This window comes from Vibrio sp. 970, assembly GCF_033339075.1.
On the sequence record NZ_JAWOTW010000001.1, the window covers coordinates 130145 to 155942 of the forward strand.

A 25798-nucleotide genomic window follows, 5' to 3' on the forward strand; every position below is an offset into this window, starting at 1 on the left:
AGCAATGAAATGGCTTTCTAAGAGTTGGGCAGTAGCCGCCGTGTTGCTGGTGGGATGTGCTGGCCGTCAGGAATTTATTCCGCCTGAGCCGAATGCTGAGGAATATGCACCACCAACGCTCGATTACACGCTGCCGGAAACCCAATCTGGTAGCCTTTATCGTCACCAATACACGATGACCCTGTTCCAGGATCGTCGTGCTTACCGAGTTGGCGATGTATTAACGGTTCAACTATCAGAAGAAACCTCATCGAGTAAAAATGCGGGTACTAAGTTCGGTAAAAGTTCAGCAATTAACTTTGTGGCGCCGACCATAGGCACGAAAACTATCGATGAGTTAGGGGTTAGCGTGGATGGCAAACGTAACTTCGATGGCAGTGCATCAAGTTCACAAGGCAACAAGCTTCAAGGTGCCATTACGGTAACGGTACACGAAGTATTACCTAATGGCGTATTGCGTATCAGCGGTGAAAAATGGCTTCGTCTTAATCAAGGCGACGAGTTTATTCGCCTAACCGGTATCGTCCGTGTGGATGATATTAACCGCAGTAACCAAGTTTCTTCTCAACGAATTGCTGATGCAAGAATTACCTACGCAGGTCGCGGAGCCCTAGCTGACAGCAACGCAGCCGGGTGGCTAACTCAGTTCTTCAACAGCCCATGGGTACCTTTCTAATGAAGACAATGCAATCTTTCTTTATGTCTCTCCTATTGGTGTTGACCTTGGGACTACCAGGCACTTCACGTGCTGAAGCGGAAATTCCGATCATGGACTTGGTCGATGTTCGCGGCATTCGAGAAAACCAACTGGTTGGTTATGGTTTGGTGGTTGGCTTAGCCGGCCAAGGTGACCGAAACCAAGTGAAATTTACCTCTCAATCTATTACCAACATGCTACGTCAGTTTGGGGTTCAAATTGATGACAGTATGAACCCTAAGTTACGAAATGTGGCTTCTGTGAGTGTGACAGCGTCCGTTGATCCAATGGCAGGCCCAGGACAAACGTTGGATGTGGTTGTGTCTTCAATCGGTGATGCAAAGAGCCTTCGCGGTGGTACGTTATTGCTAACGCCTTTACGTGGTATTGATGGCGAAGTGTACGCGATTGCGCAAGGCAACGTGGTTGTGGGGGGCTTATCTGCAGAGGGGCGAAGTGGCTCCAAAGTAGAAGTAAACACACCAACGGCGGGTCGCGTTCCGAATGGTGCGACTTTAGAGAGAGAAATCAAAACCGATTTCAACCAACGTGATGAAATCACCCTAAACCTGCGCAAGCCTAGCTTCACTACAGCAAAAAATATTGCGCGTGAAATTAACAACACTTTTGGACCTAACGTTGCAGTTGCGATCAATAAAGCGCGCATTGATATGCGTGCACCAAAAGATACACAGCAGCGTGTCGTCATGATGTCGATGCTTGAAGAAATGAGCGTTGTTGAAGGCCGTAAACCTGCTCGTATTGTCTTTAACTCTCGCACTGGCACAGTGGTGATCGGTAAGAGTGTCAAAGTGAGTGAAGCAGCAGTAAGTCACGGTAACTTAACCGTGCGAATTTCTGAATCACAACAAGTTAGTCAGCCTAATGCGTTTGCAAATGGCGATACGAAAGTCGTTAACCAAACGGATCTTGATGTGAATGAAGATCTCGCTCAGATGGTGATTTGGCCTCCAGGCACGGAACTTAACACCATAGTTAATGCGGTAAATAGTTTAGGTGCCACGCCTACAGACTTGATGTCTATCCTGCAAGCTTTGAGTGAAGCGGGTGCATTGAACGCTGAATTGGTCGTGATATAAGGAGTTAAGGATGAAGCTAGACAGTACCAATGAACAAACTCAGTTAAATTCGATGCTTTATCACGACAACAGTGCATTGGCTAACATCAAGCATAGTCGTGATCAAGAAGGCGCACTTGAAGTCGTCGCAGGTCAATTTGAGGCAATGTTCCTACAAATGGTGTTACGCCAAATGCGTAGCAGTAGTGACGCTCTTGCTGATAAAGACAGCCCGTTTGCCAGTCAGCAACAAGGGGTATTCCGTGATATGTATGACGGTCAGCTGGCGATGGAACTAGCAAAGAAACAGAGCTCAGGCATTGCCAATATGCTCATCCAGCAGCTGAGCCCGTCTATGCGTGAGGTTGCTTTCGATGCTGCGCGCAACATCTCATCCGCTAACGATGGTAAAGGTTCGAATTCTGAATCTATCTCACAAGTAGATTCTAAAGAGGTGGAGAAGAATTCAAGCCTATTTAATACCGCTTCTCAAGCCGTCGCCTCTGTTAAACAGGTATTCGGTGAGGCCGGTATGACTACCGCGTTTTCTCAGCCGTTGATCAGAAAAATGGAGCTGTAAATGAACCTAGTTAATATTGCCCTTTCAGGTTTAGGCGCGAACCGTGTGGCCCTAGACGTAACCGCGCAAAACGTGGCAAACGTGAATACCGTGGGTTACAGTCGTCAACAAGCGTTGATGGCGTCTGTCGATGATGGTAAAGCCAATCGCTTAAGTCCAGGTTTAGGGGTAGAAGTCACTAGCATTCGCCGCGTTACTGATCAATTTCTGATTAAGCAAACGTGGTCGACTAACAGTATGGCGGCATACGCATCTGGATACACCAGTAACATGAGTCAGCTGGAGAATACGCTTGGTGCCGATGGTTTCAGTATATCGGCTGGCTTGGACTCGCTAAACGCTGCGCTTAACGATGCGACCGTTAAGCCGGAATCCATACCTTACCGCCAGCAGATCATTAACGAATCTGAAGCTTTGGCCCGCCGTTTTAATACGCTTACCGAGTCTTTATACAATCAACATAAAGACATGAGCGATCAACGTAATGCAGCGCTTAACCACGCGAATAGCCTTATGGAAAATATCGCGAAGGTGAACAAGCAACTGGTAGAGATGCAAGGTACAGGTGGTAACCCATCACAGTTAATGGATGAACGAGATAGGTTAATCGGTGAGTTATCTCAAACCATTGAAATCAAAACAACACAGCAGCATGACGGCAGTGTTCAGGTCACACTAACCTCTGGTCAACCGCTTGTGATGGGTACGGACCATGGCAAACTGGAAGCCATTCCTGACCCGAGTGATCCTTACTTGGCGGACTTACACGTCACGTTCTCGAATCAAAGTTTTGCGATTGGTGACTCGCTTGGTGGCAAATTAGGTGCGATTAATGACTATCAAACCGAAGTGTTGAAACCAAACCAATTGGCTCTGAATGACATGGCGAAAGCTCTCGCGGATGAATACAACGCCGTGCTTGCGACTGGCAAAGACTTAAATGGCAACCCAGGTAAACCTTTGTTCAGCTATGACCCAGCAAACCCTGCAGCCAGTTTGGATATTACCAAGCTAACTCCAGATGAGCTTGCGTTCTCAAGTGATGGAACACCTGGTAACGCAGATGCGTTGCAATCATTGATCGAGTTAAGCAACAAGCCAGTGGCGGTATCAGGTTACGGCTCAGTAAGCTTGAACGATGCCTTTAGTTCAATGGTGGGTCAAACCGCAATTAAAGCACGCCAAGCTAATGCTGATTATCAAGCGAAGTTAGCCATGAACAAGCAAGCGCACGCAGCTCGCGATAATGTTAGTTCCGTAAACAGCGATGAAGAAGCGGCTAACCTAATGATGTTTGCTAATGCGCACAATGCCAACATGAAAGTGATCAGCACAGCAAATCAACTGCTCGATTCTATTCTGCAGTTATTCTAAGAGGAAAGTTTAGATGCGAATTAGTGACAATCAATTTAGTCAAATGATGTTGCACAGCTTGCAGAGCAATAGCGCGGGATTAGGCGAAGCTCTGCAACAGATGTCTACTGGCAAGCGCTTGACCAAGCTGTCTGACGATCCAATGGCTTCGATCAAGTTGCTTAACTTAGACCGAGAAACCAGTGCGATTGCTCAGTACAAAAACAACATTGAAAACGTAAAAACGACGCTATCGAGTCAAGAAACCCATTTAGATTCGATCAAAGAAAGCTTAAAAAGCATGCGAGACATCGCGCTTTGGGGTGCGAACGGCTCTCTTACTGACGAAAGTCGTGGCGGTATGATTACAGAGCTTAAGAGTTACCGTGATTCTATTGAGTCGTCTTTTAACGCGCAGGATGAAGAAGGGCACTACCTTTTCTCTGGTACTAAAACGGATACTGCGGCTGTAAGTAAAGCGAGCGGCAGCTACGTAATTGAAGGTAATAGTGACAAGCGCGTAGTAACAATTGCTAAAGGCGTCACGATGGATTCCAATATGACTGCAAAAGAAATATTGGACCTTGGGGGAGGCCATAACGTGCTTAACCAAATTGATGCGCTGATCAAAGAGTTTGAGAGCCCTACCGCCAACTTCAGAGCTGAAGTTGAGGCGAGTATCAGTGCTATCGACGATACTTTTTCAAACGTACTAGGGACCATGACTGAGATTGGTGGTCGACACAACAACTTAGATCTTGTTGGTGGCGCGCACAGTGAAAACAAGCTGTTCGTTGACAAAGTATCTGGAGACCTCTCTGCTCTGGACTATGGTGAAGCGTCGGTACGATTGAGTAATTACATGGCCGCTTTGCAAGCAACGCAAGCAAGCTATGTGAAGATCGATGGTTTGTCGCTGTTTGACCGTTTATAAGGTTAGGAAGTTCTTTTTATGGTAATGAGTACAGTAGAGGTTAGACCCCATAGCATACGCTTAGGTGGACAAGAACAAGCCTCTATCATGCCGACCCGTTCTGCAGACTCAAGTACGGCAATTAAACCGCGCCCGGCGCAAATTCAGGCTGACACTGCGTCAGCCTACTCTGTATCTGGTATTCAGCTTACGCAGGGTCAGCAGCAAGCCACGGCGGTTCAGATCGCGTCCAAATCGCTGCAGGTGATTGGCAAAGAGCTCACGCAAATTAAACGTGGTTTGACGCAAGCTGTGAATCAAGGCGTACAAAATGTTCCTAGTTTGCAGGATACATTGGTTCGCTCTAAAGCCACCATCCAAAAAGTCGTTGAGCAAGCACGTTTCGATGGCCAGAAAGTCCTAAATAACGAACTGCACTTAAAACTGGATAAAGCGGACATTCGTCGCTTTTCTATTCCAGGTTTGAATGTTCATCGCTTAAGCGACAAGGCCGAGCAAATCCGTTTGGATTTTCCTCAAGGTCAAGCGGTGATGATTCAGTTTGATGGACAATCAGACGGTGAGCGAACGGTCAAAATGCTGGATCGCAGCTTGATTGCGTTAGGAATGCGAGCCTCATTAGCCGATGATGGCAGCATTTTATTTGAAGCCAGAGACAACGCTTATCAACAAATGCAGCAAAAGGTGATGGTAACGGGGGAAGGGCACCGATTCCCTGCGGGGCAGCCTAACGTTTTGAACTTAAAGTCTGAGCCAGATGGTATTGCGGAGCTCGGGTTTGATTTAGGCTCACGCGACGGCATCAAGCAGACGATTGCCAAAGTAAATCAGCATCTGAAACAAGTTCAAACGAGCTTGCAGGAGGCGAAAGCTTTTCATGGTGAACTGAATACTCAAATGCGTTCTATCCAAACCAAAACCGCACAGCTTTCAGTCAATGAGGTGAATGCAAAACTGGATGGATTCATGCAAAAGTCTGGCGAGTTTACTTCGACTTTTCAGGCATTGAATGCGCAAGCAAACGTGCGTCGTCATACCGTGGTCGCTTTACTGAAGTAACGAACACTCCAATGATTCCCGGCTTTACACTGTTATCGTCCCCCAATAACGAAAACAGCGCACTGTCGGGAATCTCTCTTTGACTCGTCTAGGGCTCGAGTGCTTTTGCCACCGAACGATTCAATTTCTGGAATAGCCATCCAAGTGCTATCAAAGATGCACCTAAGCCTAAGAAGCTTATTGCTCGCCAGAACCCATCCAGAGAGCTCACATCCCATAAGAATACTTTCAGTGCGACACCGGCAAGGACCACTAGACCGACACGCTGCATCATCAGCCCCTGTTGGGTCACGCCGCGCCAAGTCAGCAATCCACCTACGAGCAAGCCAGCCACTGAATAACTGAACAACTCTGCCATGCTGGTTGGCTGATACAGCATCATCGATGTGGTTTGCCAGAATTGACGGATAGACATCCCCAACCAAATGGCTGCAAGTAAAAAGCCTAGACTAGCAATCGCAAATCGATGAACTTGCAACGTATTCCAGCGTTTAAAGGTTGCGATAAGCAGGATGCAAGCTGGTAACAGCCAGCCGATACTCAGCATGTTAAAGATGGGAAGTGCTTGTGCCGAGACGTTATCAGTCACCAACGGCGATTCTGCCGTATTAAGCAAAATAATCAATATAGCGAACGCGCACCAAAGCAAGTAACTATAGATTTCGTAGATACGGCTTAAGCGTTGCGCAAATTGGCTGCGGTAGCTGTATACCAAACCCATAACTAATGCTTGATTGGCAAAGACTGCCGCACTTGTGAAGTCGATGTTCCCCAAGTAACCATATTGCCCCGTTAACCAGTAGTTAGTTTGGGTGAACAATGCCATTAAGAATACATGTAAAAACGCCCCTTCAAACCAGTTGGTCAGTTCTCGGTCCACTTGTTTTAGTGTTGAACGAGCATAAGACAAGATGAAGAGAGAAGGCAGATAACTCACCAGAACCCAAGCCCAATGCCCAGCTTCTACCGGTTGCCATTCGGGTATGAAAGGTAGCAGCGTGAGTCGGATAACCAGTATTCCCATTGCCACTTTAATCGCCCAACTCGCAGGTCGAAATAACCCGACTTGAGCCTGTAAGGCCATTATCGCAACTTGTATTGAGATTGCTGTTGTTAACCAAGTATCACTCAACCAAACAAAAGCGATACCTACGATTAAAGCATGCATAACGGCAGAGCATTCTAATGCCAACGAACGTGCACGCTGACCAAGCACAACGTAGTAAGTGGCCATCAATGCGCAGAATGCAGTCCAATACCACAGGTAGCCTTGCATAAATTCGTCAATATAAAACAACGTAATTAAGCTCATCGCGGGAGCCAGTACCAGCAGAAGCAGCCCACTGAGTTGCGAACGGTCACTAAGTGATTGGCAATATGTTCGATAGCAGATCAGCGCAATACTCACCGCCAATGCGAATAGGATGCTAGCTTCTCGCTCTAACATATACAGCGCATTAAAAGCGATGGTAAGAACAATCAGCGCGGTTGCTGAGACGAGAATGGATGGCAAAAATACACGTAATGACCAGCCTGTACGAAGTGCTGGTAGCCAGATGATCGCAACAAGCAGCGTATAACAGTACGCCATTTGTAGAGTGTTCAGATCCGGCATTCTGGTGACGGCAGAAAAGGTCAATAAAGCAGTTGCGAGAGCGGTAGCGGTCGGCGAGTTTGTCCACTTGCTTTGATAGTGACGAAAGCGAGGATTGAGCATCCAACCCATTCTCGGAACCGCGAAAATGAGATACAAAGTGATGGAGAGATAAATCGCGAGCCACGAGAACAACAGTTCTGTTGGTGTACTCTCAATCAACAGCAACATCCAAATGACATGTGGAATCGCGATACTTGGCGTAATCCATGACCTACGCACTTTTTGCATCAATAAGGTCGCCGCGAACGAAATTGCGCAGATGTATCCGGCTAACAAAAAGTAGTTGGGTTCATTACCCCCAATCCACAGTGGTGCTGTGTAGCCACCAATTAAGCCAAGCACGGCCATTAACGGCCCTTGTCGCAATGATAATGCTAAACTGAAAAATGCCGCTGAAGCCAAGATGATCAACGAGATACTCGGCGTTAGCATTTGATAAACCACAAAGGCAAAAATGACGGTGCAGTAAATGCCCGTTAATCCCGTACCGGTAACAGCAGCAGGAACATACGTAAAGCCTTGGGCTCGTGCTGCCCGTTGCGGATTCTGTTGTTCTTTACGGTGAAACCACTCGCCAACAAGCACCATAAGTAATGAGATCACAAAGGCAAAGGACACTCGCATAAATGGCGAAAACTGGATGTGACTACCAATCACCTGTACGAGATAACCTCCACCGATCAGCATGGCCAATGCGCCTACCCAAACCAACCAATTTTCTTGAATGTTGCTAAGCAGGCTCTGAACTTTACTCTGAAGGAATGACTCATTTTCTTGACTAAAAACATCCAGTTGCACTTCTCTTGTCTGGGCGTACCCTTGATTCGCAGCGCTCTGGTCCAAGTCTAGGTTGGCAGCTGGATCATGTTCCCCAGAGGATGAGACATTTTTCTGTGGTGATTCTATGTGAGGTGACGTCGCTACAGATGGTGTGTCTTTTTCGATGCTGGATTGTTGGTGCGCTTGTGGGTTTGAGCCCCCATGGACACTGGCTCGTAGTGATGTGACTTCCTCACGAAGTTTGGTTAGTTCTTTTTCTAAAAGTGCAGCTCGGTTGGCGGCTTTCACTCCGATGAGGATGGCGAGACACGCCATGAACAGTGCTAGTATTACGTACAATCCATTTCTCCTTGCGTACGTCGCGTGACCCACGATTCTTAACTTTGAGCACTTACGCTAAAGCTTAGTTCATGCTCTATGCCTTAGCCTCATATAGTGCTAGGTTCCGCGCTTTCTTCAGAAATCATTCTACATAATGAAACTCAATGCGTAATGATGAATTCGACAAAGTCGCACACTTGTGTGCCACTTTAAGACCTGATGAACAAAAATGAGTCGTTAAGTCATTGGGGGTCAACTATATTCATAGTTCTGATGCGATCGCCAAAGGACTTCAAACATGTGCGTTTCGTAGCGATGTCATCGAAGGTCAGTCGTTTGATTTGCACGTTCGGTTGTTTCTATTTGACCGTAAGGCTGAATGTATTCGGGTATAGCGCATTCACGCGAAAAAAGACAAAAACAGGTAATTATTGATGCAAGTGGGTAATGAAGCGCTGGTGCTGTCAGCGGTTGGGGTTATTGGTTTAGGTTGCCAATGGTTAGCTTGGCGATTGCGTTTGCCAGCGATTTTATTTTTGTTGTTGGCAGGGCTGATCGTCGGGCCATTTATGCAGTGGTTAAATCCTGATGAGATATTAGGTAATTTGCTCTTTCCGTTGGTCTCTTTGGCGGTGGCAGTGATTTTATTTGAAGGCAGTTTGACCTTAAATTTTAAAGAAATTCGTGGCGTGAGTGGTTCGGTATGGAGCATTGTTTCCATCGGGGCGATCATTTCGTGGGCGGCGACCAGTATCGCAACACACTATTTCCTCGGCTTTACTTGGGAGCTTGCCATGTTGTTCGGCAGCTTAACCGTAGTAACAGGGCCGACGGTCATCGTGCCACTTCTACGAACCGTAAGACCTAACAGTACGCTTGCTAACATTTTGCGATGGGAAGGGATTTTGATTGACCCGCTCGGTGCGCTTTTTGTTGTGATGGTTTACGAGTTTATCGTATCTCACAGCGCGATAAATAGCGTCGAAGTGTTTGGGACGATCATTGCTGTCGGCGTCATGCTAGGTGCGGCCTCAGGCTATGCAGTTGCGACGATCATGCGTCGCTCTTGGCTACCGGAATATTTGCAGCCATTTGCGGTTTTGATGGTGGTTCTAGGTGTATTTTCGGTCTCTAACCACATTGAGTCTGAAGCTGGGTTACTAACCGTCACCGTAATGGGTATGTGGCTCGCAAACGCTAAAGACATCAATATTCAGCAAATTCTGCACTTTAAAGAGCATTTAACCATTTTACTGATCACCGGATTGTTCATCTTCCTTGCGGCTCGAATCAGTCTGGATGATTTTGCTGCGCTAGGTAGCGGTGCGTTATTGTTGTTTGTATTTATGCAGTTAGTGTCGCGTCCGTTATCGATTTTTCTTTCAACCTTCCGCAGCAACTTGCGTCTTAAAGATAAGCTGTTTTTGTCTTGGGTTGCACCGCGCGGTATTGTTGCTGCTTCGATTTCGTCTCTTTTCGCGATCAAATTGACCGAATACGGCATTGATGAAGCGATTTTACTGGTCCCTATGACCTTCATGGTGATTATAGGAACGGTCGTGTTACAAAGTGCGACGGCACGTCCTGTAGCGCTGACGTTGGGCGTTGCAGAGCCAGCACCACGCGGCTTCTTGTTGATTGGTGCTAACCGAGTAGCAAGAGAAATAGGGCAGGCGCTGGCGCGTTATGACCGCCGCGTATTAATGACTGACTCAAACTGGGAGTACATCAGTCAGGTTCGTATGTTGGGATTGGATTACTATTACGGCAACCCTATTTCTAGTCACGCGGACGACAACTTGAACTTGATAGGAGTTGGACAAGTGGTTGCATTAACGCCCGATCAGCATTTCAACATTATGGCTTGCATGCAATTCGTCGACGAGTTTGGGGAAGATAAAGTTCACTGCTTACAAAAAGTGAAAACCAACGGCAATGGCAGCGAGAAGCACTCCGTGGCTCAGGAGTACCATGGTAAATTGCTGATGGGCGGCAATGTAAGCTATACCCAGCTAGCCAGTATGTTAAGTCGTGGTGCAGAGGTTAAACACACGAAATTGAGCGATAACTTCACGTATCAAGATTATTTAGCGCATCACAAAGGTAGTTCAGTTGTACCGCTGTTCCATGTAGAAGAAAAAGGAAAAATTCAATTCTGTGATGATCCCGAACAGTTTGAACCAACGACGACAAGCACTGTTGTGTCGCTAATTCTGTCGGACAGCGTAAAGTAAACTACAGAGCAATGTGATCCATTTGCATCATGGGTATCGTACGCTGATTATCTCAATTTGAAGAGAAACTTGCCGGCTTGTTTAAAACGGAAAGCGAGTTTCTTTTCTTATAATGTCAGGGGCAGTCGAGATTCATTACTCGTTTCGGAAAAGTAATCCGGCAAATTCACAAAATTCGCATTGACGTTACTGATAAGGATCGCAATACTGCGCGACTGTTTTACTTTAGGGTGACATTATGGCTCCGCAAACTAACCGAAAAGATTTACACCTAGATGCTGTTTTACATCATGATATGAGCATGAAGCATAAAACGGCGGGTTTTGAGTCTGTCGAGTTTGAACACTGTGCGCTGCCAGAATGTGACTTTCACGCGATTGATTTATCGACAGAGTTTCTTGGTCATCAATTAGCGCTACCGTTTTTGATTAGCTCTATGACTGGCGGAGCAAAAGACGCAGAAACGATCAATTGTCGTCTAGCTGAAGCAGCAAGTGAATTAGGTATTGCCATGGGTGTGGGCTCGCAACGGATTAGCTTAGAAGAAAGTCAGCATTCGGGCTTGGGTAAAACCATTCGTGAGTTGGCGAAAGAAGTACCGTTGTATTCCAATCTTGGAGCCGCTCAATTGCTCGATAAAGGTAAACTCGATAATGCGCAACGTGCGGTTGAGGCGATTCAAGCAGATGCCTTGTTTGTGCACGTTAATCCAATGCAGGAAGCGTTTCAGAAAAATGGCGACCACAATTGGGTTGGTGTTTTCCAGGCAATTGAGATGCTTAAATCTCGCGTGAAGGTTCCTATCATTATCAAAGAAGTCGGTTTTGGTATTAGCGGACACGTTGCGCAGCGATTAATTGATGCTGGTGTGGATGCAATTGACGTTGCGGGCGCGGGTGGTACAAGCTGGAGTGCGGTTGAAGGGTATTGCCAAGACAATCCGAAAATGCAGCGTGCAGCCGAGCTTTTCCGCGATTGGGGTGTCCCTACAGCAACATGTTTGGCTCAAATCCGCGCACTGCATCCTACATTACCGTTGATCGCCTCGGGAGGTGTTCATAACGGACTTGAAGCGGCGAAAGCCATTCATTTGGGTGCTAATCTCATTGGGCAAGCTGGTGCGGTATTAAAAGCTGCGACGATCAGCACGCAGTCTGTCGTCGAACATTTTGAACAAATGGCATTAGAGCTGCGTTTAGCGTGCTTTGGTACTGGCTCTTCTAAGGTTGGTGAGCTAACGAAAGCGCGCTGCCTATAGCTTTTAGAATGGCGCGCTTTACACAGAGTCGCTCAATAATTTTTCGATGTCTTAACACGTAGACTGATAATTTCGTTATAGTTGATACAAAAGTCACTTCAGCTAGTGACGCCTTTATTCAGACACCTGAATGGGCACGTGTTGAAGAGATTGAGTTTAATTTTACTATTGTTTGCAACTGGAACCTTAAATTTATGAAAAAACTAGTCATGCTGATGTTGGCGGCTTCTGCTTTGACCGCTTGTAGTGATGAAGTGGGCACTGAAGGCTGGTGTAACGACATGCGCGATAAGCCAAAAACAGAATGGACAGCAGACAACGCGGTAGACTTTGCAAAGCATTGTGTTCTGCAAGATGGTGTCGGCAGCGAGCAATGGTGTGAAAACCTGAAAGATAAGCCGAAAGGTGACTGGACTGCAAACGAAGCGACCAGCTTTACTAAACACTGCATTTTTTAAGCACAGCGGAAAGCGCCTTTTCTGAGGCGACATTCTGTGAGGTAAACACCAAGCGTTATTGCTTGGTGTTTTTGTATCTAAAATAGCTCGATTTTTCACGTGTCGAGCGCACTTCACTCTGAATGGAATGTTTTACATTTTCGTTTCATTTTTGAAAACCTGTATTGCCTGTCTTTAATTTTTCGTATTGCAGTGGCATGGTGTCGAGATAGCCATCTAATTCAATTAGATTCATAACAAAAAGGAATTCAAATGGAAGTACTGAAAGGCTCATGTCTGTGCGGCAAGGTAAAGTTGGAAGTGGCAGATGAATTCAAGTACATGGGAAATTGCCATTGCTCTGAATGCCGCAAGTTCACAGGTTCTGACTATTCATCTGCCGGTGGTATTGCGTTGGATAAACTGCTTATTATCCAAGGGAAAGAAGATATTCAAACTTATCAGAAAAGCGAAAATACCATGCTATGCTTTTGTCGCCACTGCGGATCAAGTCTGTATTCGAAAAAGAACAATGGGATCGTCAATATTCGCCTTGGTATCTTGGATGACACACCTTCTCACAAGCCCGATTTCCATATTTTTGTCGCGTCGAAAGCGCCGTGGCTCGAGATATCGGATAACCTGACTCAATTTGATGCAGGGCCAAAATAGAGTTGTTGTAGATAAGTATTTAGAAACAGAGCGCGTTACAATACGCTTGGGACACGCTCTGTGCTTTTACTTTGTATATTAGAACGGAGACGACTATTTGGCGTCTTGTAGTTCTTCTAAGCCACCTGCATTGTGCAGATTCGTAAAGCCTTGCGTTTGTAAGTATTGATACGCTTTGCCAGAGCGGTTACCACTGCGACAGTACAACACGATAGCTTGATCTTTATCGACGTCTTGAAAATGTTTATCAAGTTCAGATAAAGGGAAGTTGACGGCATTATCCAAATGCCCTTCAGAAAACTCTTGCGGCGTACGCACATCGACAATCATCGCGCCCTTGTCAATCAATTGCCACCCTTGTTCAGCGCGTTCAGAAGCCGACACGTTGGGGGAGAGGAAGCTCACGCACAACGTTGCAAGAAATAGAGATACGGCCTTTTTCATTGTTTGATTATCCTTTTTAAGAGTACGTAACCACTCTAGATTTGATTGAGCATATTTTCCATCATAAAGAGATGCTAAGTGGTTGTGAATGCGATAATTCGATAGAAAATTTTATTTAATTTAATAAAAAATTTTTATCAAATTCACCTCTTGAACTCTCATTTTTCGACCTTATTATTTTCATCGAAAGCGAGCTGTCGACTCGCAAATCCATCTTGATGTTTATTTTGTCTTTTATTTTTGGTTCCAAGTAGGAGGCACTTAAAAATGAAAATTCGTCCTTTAAATGACAAGCTAATTGTTGAAAGACAAGAGGTGGAAAATAAATCTGAAGGGGGAATCGTTTTAACTTCTCAGTCGGTGAAAAAATCAAACCGCGGGAAAGTCATTGCTGTTGGTTTAGGTAAACGTCTTGAAAATGGCGAACGCGCTGCGATGGAAGTCAAAGTGGGCGACCAAATCATTTTCAATGACGGTTACGGCGTGAAAACCGAGAAAATTGACGGCGCAGAATACTTAATTCTGTCCGAATCTGATGTGTTAGCAATCGTTGAGTAATTATTTTTGTAGTAGTTTTTTGAGGAGATAACCATGGCTGCAAAAGACGTATTATTTGCTAATGACGCACGTCAAAAAATGCTGAAAGGTGTGAACTTACTGGCGGACGCAGTAAAAGTGACACTAGGCCCGAAAGGCCGCAACGTTGTGCTTGATAAATCTTACGGCGCGCCAACCATCACCAAAGATGGCGTGTCTGTAGCGAAAGAAATCGAACTGAAAGATAAGTTCGAAAACATGGGCGCACAAATGGTGAAACAAGTGGCGTCCAAAGCGAATGATGAAGCGGGGGACGGTACAACGACCGCTACCGTACTGGCGCAATCTTTCATCAATGAAGGTCTTAAAGCGGTAGCCTCTGGCATGAACCCAATGGACCTAAAACGTGGTATCGACAAAGCCACTGAAGCGGCGGTTGAGAAACTACGTGAAATGTCTAAGCCATGCAGCGACAAAGAATCTATCACCCAAGTGGGTAGCATTTCTGCAAACAGCGATCGCGCGATCGGTGAAATCATTGCAGAAGCGATGGAGAAAGTGGGTCGCAATGGCGTGATTACGGTTGAAGAAGGCCAAGGTCTAAACAACGAATTGTCTGTGGTTGAAGGTATGCAATTTGACCGCGGTTACTTGTCGCCATACTTCATCACTAACCAAGAAAATGGCAGCGTCGAGCTAGACAACCCTTACATCCTATTGGTGGACAAAAAAGTCAGCAGCATCCGCGAGCTATTGCCTGTACTAGAAGAAGTGGCGAAATCTTCTCGCTCGCTATTGATCATTGCTGAAGACATCGAAGGTGAAGCGCTAGCGACATTGGTTGTGAACAACATGCGCGGCATCGTGCGTGCGACCGCGGTGAAAGCGCCTGGCTTTGGTGACAATCGTAAAGCGATGATGGAAGACATTGCGGTACTAACTGCTGGTACGGTCATCTCTGAAGAAATCGGCCTAGAGCTCGAAAAAGCAACGTTAGAGCAACTAGGTAGTGCGAAGAAAGTGACCATCACCAAAGACACAACAACCATTGTGGGTGGCGCAGCAGAAGCAAGCGCGATTGCCGATCGTGTGGCTTCGATTGAAAAACAAATCGAAACAACCACCTCTCAATACGATAAAGACAAGCTTCAACAACGTGTTGCGAAGCTTTCTGGCGGCGTAGCGGTGATCAAGATCGGCGCTGCAACCGAAGTTGAGATGAAAGAGAAGAAAGATCGCGTGGACGATGCGCTACACGCTACTCGCGCAGCGGTTGAAGAAGGTATTGTTGCTGGTGGTGGTGTTGCCCTAACTAAGATCGCGAAAGAATTGGCGGATCTAAAAGGCGACAATGATGACCAAAACGTGGGTATCCGAGTTGCGCTACGTGCAATGGAAGAGCCTCTTCGTCAAATCGCAACTAACGCAGGTGACGAAGCTTCTGTTGTGGCGAACGCTGTCAAAGCTGGTGATTCCGATTACGGTTACAACGCTGCAACAGGTGAATACGGCAACATGATCGAAATGGGCATCTTGGACCCTGCGAAAGTAACACGTTCAGCGCTTCAATTCGCAGCGTCTGTTGCTGGCTTGATGATCACCACTGAAGCGATGATCACCAACCACGTTGAAGACAAAGAACTTGATATCTAACGTCATCAATCGTTAGTGATTAAGTAAGCGTTAAAATAACAATAACATTGCAAAACCTAAGCGGGCTCGCTTGAGCCCGCTAATCAGTCATTTGAGGTAAGTGTTATGACCCGTTTACCTGCGTTTTCTTTCTCAATATCTGAGCCGGGCGGTAATGAAGCTTCGTCAACGTGGCCGACTGCTATTCACTTCCCCCTCGTTCCAGCTGGGCCAGAGTTTTCGATCGAAAATGCTCTGCCTAAACGTCCGACAGTGACGATATTCACTATCGATCTGTCTCAGTTATTTAAAGGGGACGCTCGGGTCATCCATTAACTGTATCGAAACAGCCAGCGCACGTTGGCTGTTTTTTCTAATTTAAAGTATTGATAATGTAGATTTTTATTTGATTACTGCCACTTGTTCAATGATCAATTTGAACTGGGGTAATCGGACCGCAAGCGCACTACACCTTTAAGCCCAGCATTGCGCCGAAAATGATCAATCCCGCCCCACATGCTTGATTGAGTCGATGCTTAATCTTCAACAAGAAAGCTTGTAGCTGGGATGACGTGAATAAAACAGCAACGATAGAAAACCAAATACCATGCAGCGCAATCATATAAATCCCGTAAAAAAAGGCGATGTGTTGCTGATTAGAGTCGGGAGAAATCACTTGGCTAAAAATACTCAGAAAAAACAGCATCGTCTTGGGATTGAGTAAATTACACAGAAATCCCTGCATGAAAAATCGCCACATTGAATACTCGCTCTGTTGAATGGTTTCTGAGTTTGACGTAGGCTGCGAGGAGAATATTCCTTTAATCCCAAGGTAGACAAGATAAGCGGCCCCAAGATAGCGCACGAGATTAAACAACCATTCATTTTGTGAAATTAAGTAACTGATCCCCAGCATGGAGTAAGCGATGTGGATGCTGATCGCCATGCTGATACCAATCGCACTGTACACGCCTGCTTTTCGTCCTTGATTTAAGCTATTTCTTAATACCAAAACAAAGTCTGCGCCAGGGCTAATAACAATAAGCACACCTAATAACGCAAGAGTTACAAATTCCATATCGATTTCCTGTTTGAATGATGAAGTCTGGGATGTAGCGGAATTGTAGGCGTCTTTATTACTGACTATAATCGAAAAATATTCCCATATTGGTGAGAAAAACTCACAGATGCGTCACCTGAAATCTTTTTATGTCTTCCACGTTGCGGCGAGTTCTTCAAGCTACACTGAAGCGGCTGACAAACTGAACATTACCCACGGAGCCGTGAGTAAGCAGATCAAGCAACTTGAGCAATATCTGTCTCAACCTTTGTTCTTCAAAGAGGGCAGGAAAGTCGTGTTGACGGCAGAAGGCGAATTACTCAAGACATACACAGAAACGGCATTCCAAACGCTAGAAACAGGCGTGAATACGCTTATGCAAGAGAAGCATCAGCATCTTGAAGTGTCTTGTGAACCGACATTAACCATGCGCTGGTTGATGCCAAGGTTGGCCGCGTTTAATGATGAACACCGTGCTGATGTTCGTTTGTCGACGGCTGGTGGCCCGGTAACATTAGGATCAACTGGGCTTTCGATGGCGATTCGTCGAGACGATTTTGCGCAGCATCACGATTACGACAAAACCATTCTTGTGGAAGAGTGGGTGGGGCCGGTATTTTCTCCTGAGTATTGGCAATCCATTAAAGACAATTTGAAAGCAGCTCGATTGTTGAATAGCCAAACCAGACCGAATGCTTGGGCGGATTGGCAGCAATCAACACGTTGTGAAACTTTCAACGGCAACACTCAGCAATCATTCACGCATTTTTATTTTTGCATACAAGCAGCGGTGGATGGCTTAGGCGTCGCAATGGGATCGTATCCTTTTGTCATGGACGATATTAAGCGTGGTAATTTGGTCGCACCATTTGGGTTTTCTCCATCAAGTTGCAATTACGTTTTATTGAGTCAAGATAAAAAGCGTACAGAACTCGAACATAAATTTATCACGTGGTTACAAACGCAAATGGCAGAGTGTGTGCCACTGTCATCACAGCAGATTACGCAAGGCGAATAGAAGGCATAGAGCGAGATTACGTCAGTCAGTTTTATGGAAAAAGGCTTAGGAAATTGGAAATGGAAAACCTCAATATTGTTGAAATCAAATCATTTGTTCCGGCGAAAGATTACGCGCTATCAAAACGTTTTTATGAGGCGATTGGCTTTGAAATGGCATCGGACTTCGGTGATGTAGCATACTTCTCTCAAGGTAGCTGCGCGTTTCTTTTACAGAATTTTTATGAGCCAGAACACGGCAATAACTTCATGATGCACTTGCTCGTAGAAGACGCAGAAAGCTGGCATCAGCACTTATCCAAAGTGGGTCATGAAGAATTTGGTTCGCGTTTGACTGAGTTGGTCGAGCAACCTTGGGGCATGCGCGAATGTTGTTTGTTTGACCCTAGTGGCGTTTTATGGCGAATTGGCCAGAACATGAATACTGACTAACGCCAGTCTTATTTTCACCACATCTACGCGCAGGTATTGAGATCTCGATATCTGCGCGTTTTCTTTTTTACTTAGCCTTGCCAACGTTTGTAGCGCACTCACGCCTTTTTCGAGGTGGTGTGCGATGGGCTAACGCCAAAAAACTCCTCAAGCAGCATGGCTTTGAGTTCTGCTCTGACTTCTGCGCCACCGATTAACGCCAAAAGTGCGAGTCCTCCTGGAATAAGGATGACCATTAATATCGGTCTTAAAATATACGAAAAGCAGAAGATGGTCGGGAAGAAAATCAATCCTTGGCCTAGTTTGTTTAATACGTACATGAGCGATTCCTTTTGTTTTTATATAAAATGAGCATGCTCAATTTTATAAATGAGCGCGCTCAATTTGTCAATCTCAACCACGCAAGGTATGATCCTTTCAGGCTCATTAAGCAGACACATCAATGACGAAGCGACAACAAACCAGAGATAAAATTCTAAAAGCCGCATGGGCATCTTTTGCTCAAAATGGCTATGACATGACGACCACAAGGCAGATAGCGAGAGAAGCAGGAGTAGCCGATGGCACAGTGTTTAGCCATTTCCCGACTAAACTGTCGATTTTGCGCGAAGGGATGCTGGCGCAACTGCAACAGATCAGCCAAGAAACGCTAGTCAGTGTGGAAGGTAAAACCGATATCGACATTGGTTTGGCGCTGACGGAGAAATACTATCGCTACTATTTTGCGAACGTTGAGCTGAGCCGAGCTTTGTTGAAAGAAGTGATTTGGGATTTGGATTATTATCAGTCGTTTAACCAAGCTTTGTTTCAATCTGTAAACGGAAGCTCCGTCCTTGAGGGAAAAATACCGCTGATTTTTGACTGCTATTTTATGACGTTAATCTCGCACTTGAGCCGTGCAGAACCGGATGTTGAAGCGGCACTTGAAGAGCTTCATGCTAAGTTTCAGCAAATCATTGCGACTGCATAACATGGCCCCAACGCAGGATCTGAAAGAATATACTGCCTGTCATTTTATTTGCTGGGCTCCCATTTTCTCGTTTCAGTTGGCGTCTCACCAAATAGCCGCTTGTAGCTTTGACTGAACTGCCCGAGATGGAAAAAACCAAAGTCAAAAGCGATTTCTGCAATTGTTCGATTATCTTCAGGGTTTTGTAGCACTCTACGTACTTGATTCAGGCGCATTCGATGTATGAACTGCTTTGGGGAAGTATTACAGCAATGTTCAAAGGTGTACTGTAGTGTGCGACGACTGACGTGTACTGCGTCACACAGTTCACTGACGGTTATCGGTGTACGGTAGTCTAGATCCTGTAGCTGTTGTTTTATACGGTGCATCACGTGTTGACGATGAGAGATTGATATCGGACGGCTCGTGTGCAGTGAACTGAGTGAGAACAACTCCAGCACAATATCTTTTAAGATTGCTTGATGTGTGGTTTCAGACCATCTTGGCTCGGCGGAACCAAGTAACGTGCCTAAGTAGTATTTAAGTTGTTGAATGTGTTTTTCCGTCAAACCCGTTAAGTGTAATGTGTTGTTTTGGATACTCCCAAGCTCAAGTTGATTTTCTATGATGTGAACGAAGTTTTTGTCGAGCACTATTCCATAGATAGAAAACTGCTCCGGTGTCATTAACTCAAAATCAGCGCCACCTTGCCTAAGCAAAAGTTGGCTTGAATTAAACTGACTGTGATTTAGGTGTAGCGGCTTATTTTCCGCACTCAAACCCAACCAAATACCTCCCTCTTCAACCCTGCATTGCTGTCTTAGCGAGCGGTTACTGTCTTCACGAAACACATGGAAATTGGGAAATCGTCGTTCTCGAATTTGACCTAAAAATCGACCATCGCTGAGTTGGTCATATTCCTGTTGCCAGTTTATCAGACTCGCAGCTTGTTGGTTTGCATCCTTAGTGTGATGGATGCACAGCATTGGTGCAGTTTGGGGCATTTGGTTACTCATCCTTGTGATGCTCATTCCTTTTTTGTGAGTCATGTTGGAGCAGTATTTACATAACTCATTGTTTATTATTGGTTTATAAATGTTGCCAGTTTTTGATAACGCTACGGAACACATTTGGCAATACTTTCTTAAAGCTTATTGATAGTTCAGCAAAAAGCGAACCAAATAGTGAAGAGGAAGAGCAATGACGGCAACTTATCGTCGGCAACAAGGAAGTAAAGTCTATACCTTTAAGTCATTAGCTGACTTGATGGCGAAAGCGACACCGGAGCGCTCAGGCGATGCGTTAGCCGGGGTTTGTGCTCAGTCAGCGGCAGAACGTGTAGTCGCACAAATGGCGCTGTCTGAGTTACCACTTAAAACGTTTCTTAACGAGGCGGTTATTCCATACGAAAGCGACGATATCACTCGCCTAATTATCGATACGCATGACCTTGAAGCCTTTAAGCAGATTGAGCACTTGACGGTCGGAGATTTTCGAAATTGGCTGCTGAGTGAAGAAGCCGATGGTGAAACGTTGGCTAAAATTCGTCAAGGTTTAACACCAGAAATGGTGGCCGCAGTCAGTAAGATTATGCGCAACCAGGATTTGATTCTCGTTGCTAAAAAATGCCAAGTTGTCACGGCTTTTCGGAATACGATAGGTTTGCCGAGTCGCCTGTCTACTCGCTTACAGCCGAATCATCCCACTGATTCTCTCAACGGTATCGCAGCGACCATTTTTGATGGTCTGATGTACGGAAATGGCGATGCGGTTATCGGTATCAATCCGGCAACAGATAATGTGCCTCAAGCTATCAAGTTAATGAACCTAATGGATGAGGTGATTCAACACTATCAAATACCGACTCAGTCTTGTGTGTTAACTCATGTAACGAACACGATCGAAGCCATTGAAATGGGCGCACCAGTCGATCTCGTTTTTCAGTCGATAGGCGGCACGCAAGGGACGAATGATACCTTCGGAATCGACTTGTCGATTTTGAAAGAGGCCCATGAAGCCGCGTTGTCTTTGAATCGAGGTAGCGTAGGAAACAATGTGATGTATTTTGAAACCGGACAAGGTACCGCGCTGTCTGCGAATGCATTTCATGGGGTCGATCAACAGACTTGTGAAGCCCGTGCTTATGCTGTCGCGAAACAGTTCGATCCTTTGTTGGTTAATACAGTTGTTGGGTTTATTGGCCCTGAGTATCTGTTTGATGGCAAACAGATCATTCGTGCTGGGCTTGAAGATCATTTTTGTGGGAAGCTGCTTGGTTTACCCATGGGTTGCGACATCTGTTACACCAATCATGCCTATGCCGATCAGAATGACATGGATAATTTGCTGACACTGTTAGGCGTGGCCGAGTGCTCTTTCATCATGGGTATTCCAGGGTCTGATGACATCATGCTCAACTATCAAACTACCTCATTTCACGATGCCCTTTACGCAAGAAAAGTACTCGGTCTGAAGCCAGCTCCAGAGTTTGAACAATGGTTAATGGAGATGCAGATTTTCGAGAGCGTGCAAGACGTTCGGTTAAGTGAGCAAATCTCTCGCTCGTTTTCGGGAGCAATTAATCAACTGAATAAGGGGTATTCTCATGGGTAAAGTAATCACCATTGCTCAGTCCCCACAAGATGAGTCTGAAGTTGTCACACACAACCCTTGGGGCAAGTTACGCGACTTCACCTCTGCTCGGATCGCTCTGGGTCGCAGCGGAAACAGTGTACCAACCAACGAGTTACTCTCATTTCAGCTGGATCATGCCCAAGCTATGGATGCAGTGCATTGCAGTTTGAATATTGAGTCTCTCGTTGCTGGTTTGTCGGACTCTTACTCGATTCTTGAAAATACCTTAGAGCCTCCAGTGGTAGTGAGCAGCCAAGTGAGTGATCGGCTTATGTACTTGCAAAGGCCCGATTTAGGACGGCAGCTCGATGAATCTTCTTGGAAAACGCTCAACTCGATAGCAAATGAGCATAACACTGACATTGATCTTGCGATTGTTATTGCTGATGGACTTTCTTCCGTCGCAATTCAAAACCATGCCGTGCCTGTTGTTACGCGATTGATTTCTCTTTTAAGCGCTGATGATGAACATCAATGGAAATTCACACCTATCACAATCGTAAAGCAAGGAAGAGTAGCGGTAGGGGATGATGTTGGTGAATGTTTTAACGCTAAGGCCGTGCTGGTTTTAATTGGAGAGAGGCCCGGTCTAACTTCTCCGGATAGCATGGGTATGTATCTCACTTGGGGGGCTAAACGAGGCTCTAAAGATTCCCAAAGAAACTGCATTTCCAATGTGCGCCCTCAGGGGCTCAACTATGACGATGCCTGTGAACGCGCATTTTACTTGCTCAAGGAAGCTCGAAAATTACAACTGTCAGGAGTGAATCTGAAAGATCGCTCAGATATCAATGAGCCAAGTGGCGCAAGCGTTGAAGATAAACACAGCGACAACTTTTTAATTTCATCAAAGTAGAAGGATTTACTATGTCTAAACATCAGGAGTACTTGGCCAAAAGGCAGCTAAAAAGAGGCACCGCAGGTTGGATTTTACTTGCTGGCTTAGGTGTCTCGTATGTTATATCTGGTGACTTCGCCGGTTGGAACTTTGGCATCGCTCAAGCAGGATGGGGAGGCTTTCTTATTGCTGCTATCGCGATGGCAGTAATGTATTTCACGCTAGTATTGTCTTTAGCTGAAATGTCTGCGGCTATTCCTGCTGCGGGTGGTGGTTACAGCTTCGCAAGACAGGCGATGGGGCCGACAGGCGGCTTTTTCACTGGCTTATCAGTTTTGATTGAATATGCGCTCGCGCCTGCTGCGATAGTGATTTTTATTGGCTCAGCCGTGAATGAATTGGTTGGTATCGATGGCCCTGTTGTTTACGCACTTTTCTACGCCGTCTTTATCGCTATTCATATGGCAGGTGTTGGCGAAGCTCTCAAAGTGATGATGGTCATCAGCGGTTTGGCTGTGCTAGCTATTCTCATTACTGCTGCTGTGCTTATTGGTCACTTTGATGTTAATAACTTATTCGATATTGCTCCGGCGACGGCTCAGGCAACAGAAATCTTGCCGTTTGGGTGGTATGGCGTATGGGCTGCGTTGCCATTTGCAATGTGGTTGTTTCTTGCGGTTGAAGGTGTGCCTTTAGCGGCAGAGGAGGCAAAAAATCCGGCAAAAGATGTTCCCAAAGGCATCATTGGTGCGATGCTGTTTTTATTGCTAACCGCAACTCTCGTAGTCGTCCTTTTGGCTGGTGCGGTTGGCTCAAAGGTCATAGGCGATAGCGCGGTGCCATTAGTTGACGCCCTAAAGCTTACGGGCAATTCAACGGTAGCAATGGCCGTGAACTTACTTGGATTGGCTGGCCTTATCGCTTCTTTCTTTTCAATCATTTATGGTTACAGTCGCTTGGTGTTTGCGCTTTCCCGCGCGGGTTATTTACCGCAAACTTTGTCATTAACCAGTGACAAAAAAGTGCCTTCTCGTGCGCTTTTGGTTCCGGGCGTTTTTGGGTTCTTGGTTTCACTTACGGGTGAGGGGGACTTAATCTTGGCGATGGCTGTTGTCGGTGCGACTGTATCGTACGCATTAATGTCCTTGAGCCATATTTTATTGCGAATTAAACAGCCGGAATTAACTCGTCCATATAAAACGCCTGGTGGGATAATTACTTCGAGTATTTCTCTGGTGCTTTCTTTGATCGCAATGACAGGTGTTTATGCTTTTGATCCCTCAGCCTTTTTCATGACAATGGGATTGTTTCTTATCGGTGGTGTTTATTATGGGTTATACAGCCGCAACAAACTGGTGGCAGCAACCGCCGAGGAAGAGTTTGCCATGCTGTCTGTAGCAGAGCTAGAGCTTGAATCAGATGTCGTACGATAGTCACTTTGATTCTTGTTATTCAGCATATTAAGGGAGCCATAGGCTCCCTTTGTCATTTCTATCAAAAGTGCATAGCGCACAAATGCATCACTTTAACTTTATAAGTGTTTAATCATGTGAAAGTCTAGTCTGGATAACGATGGCGCAGATCCATCACAGGTAAAGGTTAAGTTTTCAAGGAAAGATCATGATAAACAAGGTATTTAATACACTTTTGGGAACAGAGTTACCGATTATTCAAGCGCCAATGGCCGGTGTGCAAGACAGCCAAATGACCATCGCCGTCAGTAATGTTGGCGGGCTTGGCTCGTTACCTTGTGGAATGCTGAACAAAGACGCCATCGTAAAAGAACTTCAACTTATCAAGCAGGCAACTAACCGACCGTTTAACCTCAATTTCTTTTGCCATGAAATGCCGGAGTATGACGCCAACAAGCACGAAAAGTGGCAAAAAACGCTGCAACCGTATTTTTCCGAGGTTGATGCAACCGTTCAGGCTCAGCCAAACGCTCCGACAAGGATGCCTTTCAATCATGATATTGCTGACGCGATTGAACCATTTGCACCGCCAGTGATCAGTTTCCACTTTGGTTTGCCAGACGATGATCTGTTAGCTCGAATTAGAGGGTGGGGAGGGAAGATCCTTTCGTCAGCGACCACGGTGGACGAAGCACTTTGGCTAGAAGCAAAAGGCGTTGACGGTATTATCGCCCAAGGCTTGGAGGCTGGTGGACACCGAGGTATGTTTTTATCGGATGATTTAACTACTCAATTAAGTTTGATGGCGTTATTACCACAAATCGCCAAACGGGTGAATTTGCCCGTTATTGCTGCAGGCGGAATCGCTGATAGAAGTGGGGTGGAAGCCGCGTTGAGATTAGGAGCGAGTGCCGTTCAAGTTGGCAGCGTCTATTTGTTGTGTGATGAGGCGAAAACATCGTCTTTACATCGATATGCCATTGCCAGTGAACGCGCGCAACATACCGCAGTGACCAATGTTTTCTCGGGCCGACCAGCGAGAGGCATTGTGAATCGCGCGATGTCGGAGCTAGGCTACATCAGTGAGTTTGCGCCGAAATTCCCATACGCCTCCATTGAAATGGCTCAACTAAGAGCGCTTATGGAAAAGCAAAACCGAGATGAATTCACACCGTTGTGGTGCGGACAAAACTCGTCGGGTTGTAAGGAAATATCGGCGGCAGAAATGACATTGTCATTAGTGGAAGGCATCGATTTAAACTGATATGCATCTTGCCTTTTAAAGCGATGCTGACTGAATGGTTACGAGTTATCCCTGTATTTATGTAGTAAATCTAATGGGATGTGGCAGTAATCATTCGGAAAGTTTGTGAGTCTGTCTTGGTGCTCATCATCACTTGGCACATAATTTGTGAGTGGCAGTACTTCTACGGCGATCTTGTCGGCGTCCGGTCGTGCTGCGATAAACGCTTTCGCGATGGTGAGATGCTGTTCGTTTTGGCTATAAACACCAGTACGGTACTTCTCACCTACGTCTTCACCTTGCTTGTTAACGCTGTAAGGGTCGATTATCTCAAACAAATACCCCATTAAAGTTTCAACCGAAACTTGCTCAGCATCGAACTGGGTTTTCACGCACTCTGCGTAGCCATCGTATTCGGATTGAGTGTTATCCGTTGTGCCATTTGCTCGCCCGGCTTCTGTGTTGATTACGCCCGGAAGGTGGCGCATAAATTCTTGCACGCCCCAAAGGCAGCCGCCTGCGAAGTAAATTTCTTCCAT

General features: G+C 45.9%; 26 protein-coding genes. 20 read left to right on the forward strand and 6 right to left on the reverse strand.

All coding sequences use genetic code 11. The features are described from left to right. Window positions 1–4: 4 nt before the first annotated feature. From flgH to R7Q11_RS00630, 6 genes are read left to right on the forward strand one after another with little or no spacing between them, the layout of a single operon-like run. A complete protein-coding gene (gene flgH / locus R7Q11_RS00605; protein WP_017635111.1) occupies window positions 5–676 on the forward strand; it encodes a flagellar basal body L-ring protein FlgH in 672 nt (223 codons plus the stop codon). Next, window positions 661–1797, forward strand: a complete 1137-nt coding sequence (locus R7Q11_RS00610; protein WP_086026720.1) for a flagellar basal body P-ring protein FlgI — start codon at window positions 661–663, stop codon at window positions 1795–1797. Before flgH ends, R7Q11_RS00610 begins: the two co-directional genes overlap by 16 nt. A 10-nt stretch (window positions 1798–1807) precedes the next feature. After that, a complete protein-coding gene (locus R7Q11_RS00615; protein WP_005384422.1) occupies window positions 1808–2356 on the forward strand; it encodes a rod-binding protein in 549 nt (182 codons plus the stop codon). Beyond that, window positions 2357–3730, forward strand: coding sequence for a flagellar hook-associated protein FlgK (gene flgK, locus R7Q11_RS00620; RefSeq protein ID WP_005374000.1), 1374 nt, complete (start codon window positions 2357–2359; stop codon window positions 3728–3730). 13 nt (window positions 3731–3743) lie between these two features. Then, window positions 3744–4643, forward strand: a complete 900-nt coding sequence (gene flgL / locus R7Q11_RS00625) for a flagellar hook-associated protein FlgL (RefSeq protein WP_005373998.1) — start codon at window positions 3744–3746, stop codon at window positions 4641–4643. Between the two features lie 18 nt (window positions 4644–4661). After that, window positions 4662–5702 (forward strand): flagellin, encoded by a 1041-nt coding sequence (locus R7Q11_RS00630; RefSeq protein ID WP_042523339.1) that lies wholly within the window; start codon window positions 4662–4664, stop codon window positions 5700–5702. 88 nt (window positions 5703–5790) lie between these two features. On the opposite strand, the gene R7Q11_RS00635 is transcribed toward R7Q11_RS00630, so the two are convergent. After that, window positions 5791–8454: a DUF2339 domain-containing protein gene (locus tag R7Q11_RS00635; RefSeq protein WP_054576171.1), complete on the reverse strand. Its 2664-nt coding sequence runs from the start codon at window positions 8452–8454 to the stop codon at window positions 5791–5793. Between the two features lie 440 nt (window positions 8455–8894). Here R7Q11_RS00635 and R7Q11_RS00640 point away from each other — a divergent pair, with 440 nt between their 5' ends. The 4 genes from R7Q11_RS00640 (at window position 8895) to R7Q11_RS00655 (ending at window position 13061) form a co-directional block, all read left to right on the forward strand. After that, window positions 8895–10694, forward strand: a complete 1800-nt coding sequence (locus R7Q11_RS00640; RefSeq protein WP_005373994.1) for a cation:proton antiporter — start codon at window positions 8895–8897, stop codon at window positions 10692–10694. Between the two features lie 238 nt (window positions 10695–10932). After that, complete coding sequence (gene fni, locus R7Q11_RS00645) at window positions 10933–11952, forward strand: type 2 isopentenyl-diphosphate Delta-isomerase (protein WP_025768016.1); 1020 nt, start codon at window positions 10933–10935, stop codon at window positions 11950–11952. A gap of 194 nt (window positions 11953–12146) precedes the next feature. Continuing rightward, window positions 12147–12410 carry a DUF3012 domain-containing protein gene (locus R7Q11_RS00650; protein WP_005373992.1) on the forward strand — a complete coding sequence of 88 codons (264 nt, stop codon included), beginning with the start codon at window positions 12147–12149 and terminating at the stop codon, window positions 12408–12410. 252 nt (window positions 12411–12662) lie between these two features. Then, window positions 12663–13061 (forward strand): GFA family protein, encoded by a 399-nt coding sequence (locus R7Q11_RS00655; RefSeq protein ID WP_005388696.1) that lies wholly within the window; start codon window positions 12663–12665, stop codon window positions 13059–13061. 93 nt (window positions 13062–13154) lie between these two features. On the opposite strand, the gene R7Q11_RS00660 is transcribed toward R7Q11_RS00655, so the two are convergent. Beyond that, window positions 13155–13505 carry a rhodanese-like domain-containing protein gene (locus tag R7Q11_RS00660; RefSeq protein ID WP_225466089.1) on the reverse strand — a complete coding sequence of 117 codons (351 nt, stop codon included), beginning with the start codon at window positions 13503–13505 and terminating at the stop codon, window positions 13155–13157. A 267-nt stretch (window positions 13506–13772) separates the two neighbouring features. Here R7Q11_RS00660 and R7Q11_RS00665 point away from each other — a divergent pair, with 267 nt between their 5' ends. The 3 genes from R7Q11_RS00665 to R7Q11_RS00675 all read left to right on the forward strand — a co-directional run bounded on the left by R7Q11_RS00665 (window position 13773) and on the right by R7Q11_RS00675 (window position 16010). After that, a complete protein-coding gene (locus R7Q11_RS00665) occupies window positions 13773–14063 on the forward strand; it encodes a co-chaperone GroES (RefSeq protein WP_005373989.1) in 291 nt (96 codons plus the stop codon). 33 nt (window positions 14064–14096) lie between these two features. Further along, window positions 14097–15695 carry a chaperonin GroEL gene (groL, locus tag R7Q11_RS00670; RefSeq protein WP_053304624.1) on the forward strand — a complete coding sequence of 533 codons (1599 nt, stop codon included), beginning with the start codon at window positions 14097–14099 and terminating at the stop codon, window positions 15693–15695. 105 nt (window positions 15696–15800) lie between these two features. Further along, a complete protein-coding gene (locus tag R7Q11_RS00675; RefSeq protein WP_005373984.1) occupies window positions 15801–16010 on the forward strand; it encodes a hypothetical protein in 210 nt (69 codons plus the stop codon). Window positions 16011–16140: 130 nt separating this feature from the next. Here the strand turns inward: R7Q11_RS00675 and R7Q11_RS00680 are convergent, their stop codons facing one another. Then, a complete protein-coding gene (locus tag R7Q11_RS00680) occupies window positions 16141–16752 on the reverse strand; it encodes a LysE family translocator (RefSeq protein ID WP_225466090.1) in 612 nt (203 codons plus the stop codon). Between the two features lie 109 nt (window positions 16753–16861). Between R7Q11_RS00680 and R7Q11_RS00685 the strand changes: the two genes are divergently transcribed. Both R7Q11_RS00685 and R7Q11_RS00690 read left to right on the forward strand, forming a co-directional pair. Then, window positions 16862–17752, forward strand: a complete 891-nt coding sequence (locus tag R7Q11_RS00685; RefSeq protein WP_213866878.1) for a LysR family transcriptional regulator — start codon at window positions 16862–16864, stop codon at window positions 17750–17752. 59 nt (window positions 17753–17811) lie between these two features. After that, complete coding sequence (locus tag R7Q11_RS00690) at window positions 17812–18183, forward strand: VOC family protein (RefSeq protein WP_005373979.1); 372 nt, start codon at window positions 17812–17814, stop codon at window positions 18181–18183. Window positions 18184–18281: 98 nt separating this feature from the next. On the opposite strand, the gene R7Q11_RS00695 is transcribed toward R7Q11_RS00690, so the two are convergent. Continuing rightward, complete coding sequence (locus R7Q11_RS00695; protein WP_017635120.1) at window positions 18282–18503, reverse strand: hypothetical protein; 222 nt, start codon at window positions 18501–18503, stop codon at window positions 18282–18284. Between the two features lie 122 nt (window positions 18504–18625). Here R7Q11_RS00695 and R7Q11_RS00700 point away from each other — a divergent pair, with 122 nt between their 5' ends. After that, window positions 18626–19153, forward strand: a complete 528-nt coding sequence (locus tag R7Q11_RS00700) for a TetR/AcrR family transcriptional regulator (RefSeq protein ID WP_005373975.1) — start codon at window positions 18626–18628, stop codon at window positions 19151–19153. A 44-nt stretch (window positions 19154–19197) separates the two neighbouring features. Here the strand turns inward: R7Q11_RS00700 and R7Q11_RS00705 are convergent, their stop codons facing one another. Continuing rightward, entirely contained in the window at window positions 19198–20148 is a 951-nt protein-coding gene (locus R7Q11_RS00705) for a helix-turn-helix domain-containing protein (protein WP_225466091.1), read from the reverse strand. A 184-nt stretch (window positions 20149–20332) separates the two neighbouring features. On the opposite strand from R7Q11_RS00705, the gene R7Q11_RS00710 reads away from it, so the two are divergent. The 4 genes from R7Q11_RS00710 to R7Q11_RS00725 all read left to right on the forward strand — a co-directional run bounded on the left by R7Q11_RS00710 (window position 20333) and on the right by R7Q11_RS00725 (window position 25280). Then, on the forward strand, window positions 20333–21745 hold the full coding sequence (locus tag R7Q11_RS00710; protein WP_005373972.1) for an ethanolamine ammonia-lyase subunit EutB: 1413 nt from the start codon (window positions 20333–20335) through the stop codon (window positions 21743–21745). Next, window positions 21738–22622, forward strand: coding sequence for an ethanolamine ammonia-lyase subunit EutC (gene eutC / locus R7Q11_RS00715; protein ID WP_005373971.1), 885 nt, complete (start codon window positions 21738–21740; stop codon window positions 22620–22622). The genes R7Q11_RS00710 and eutC overlap by 8 nt, the downstream gene beginning before the upstream one ends. Window positions 22623–22633: 11 nt before the next feature. After that, window positions 22634–24037: an ethanolamine permease gene (gene eat / locus R7Q11_RS00720; protein ID WP_005373969.1), complete on the forward strand. Its 1404-nt coding sequence runs from the start codon at window positions 22634–22636 to the stop codon at window positions 24035–24037. A 187-nt stretch (window positions 24038–24224) separates the two neighbouring features. Then, entirely contained in the window at window positions 24225–25280 is a 1056-nt protein-coding gene (locus R7Q11_RS00725; RefSeq protein ID WP_033906298.1) for an NAD(P)H-dependent flavin oxidoreductase, read from the forward strand. Between the two features lie 38 nt (window positions 25281–25318). Here R7Q11_RS00725 and R7Q11_RS00730 read toward each other — a convergent pair whose 3' ends face one another. Beyond that, the gene (locus R7Q11_RS00730; protein ID WP_005388723.1) at window positions 25319–25798 is read right to left on the reverse strand and encodes a peptide-methionine (S)-S-oxide reductase; all 480 of its coding nucleotides are present in this window, start codon (window positions 25796–25798) and stop codon (window positions 25319–25321) included.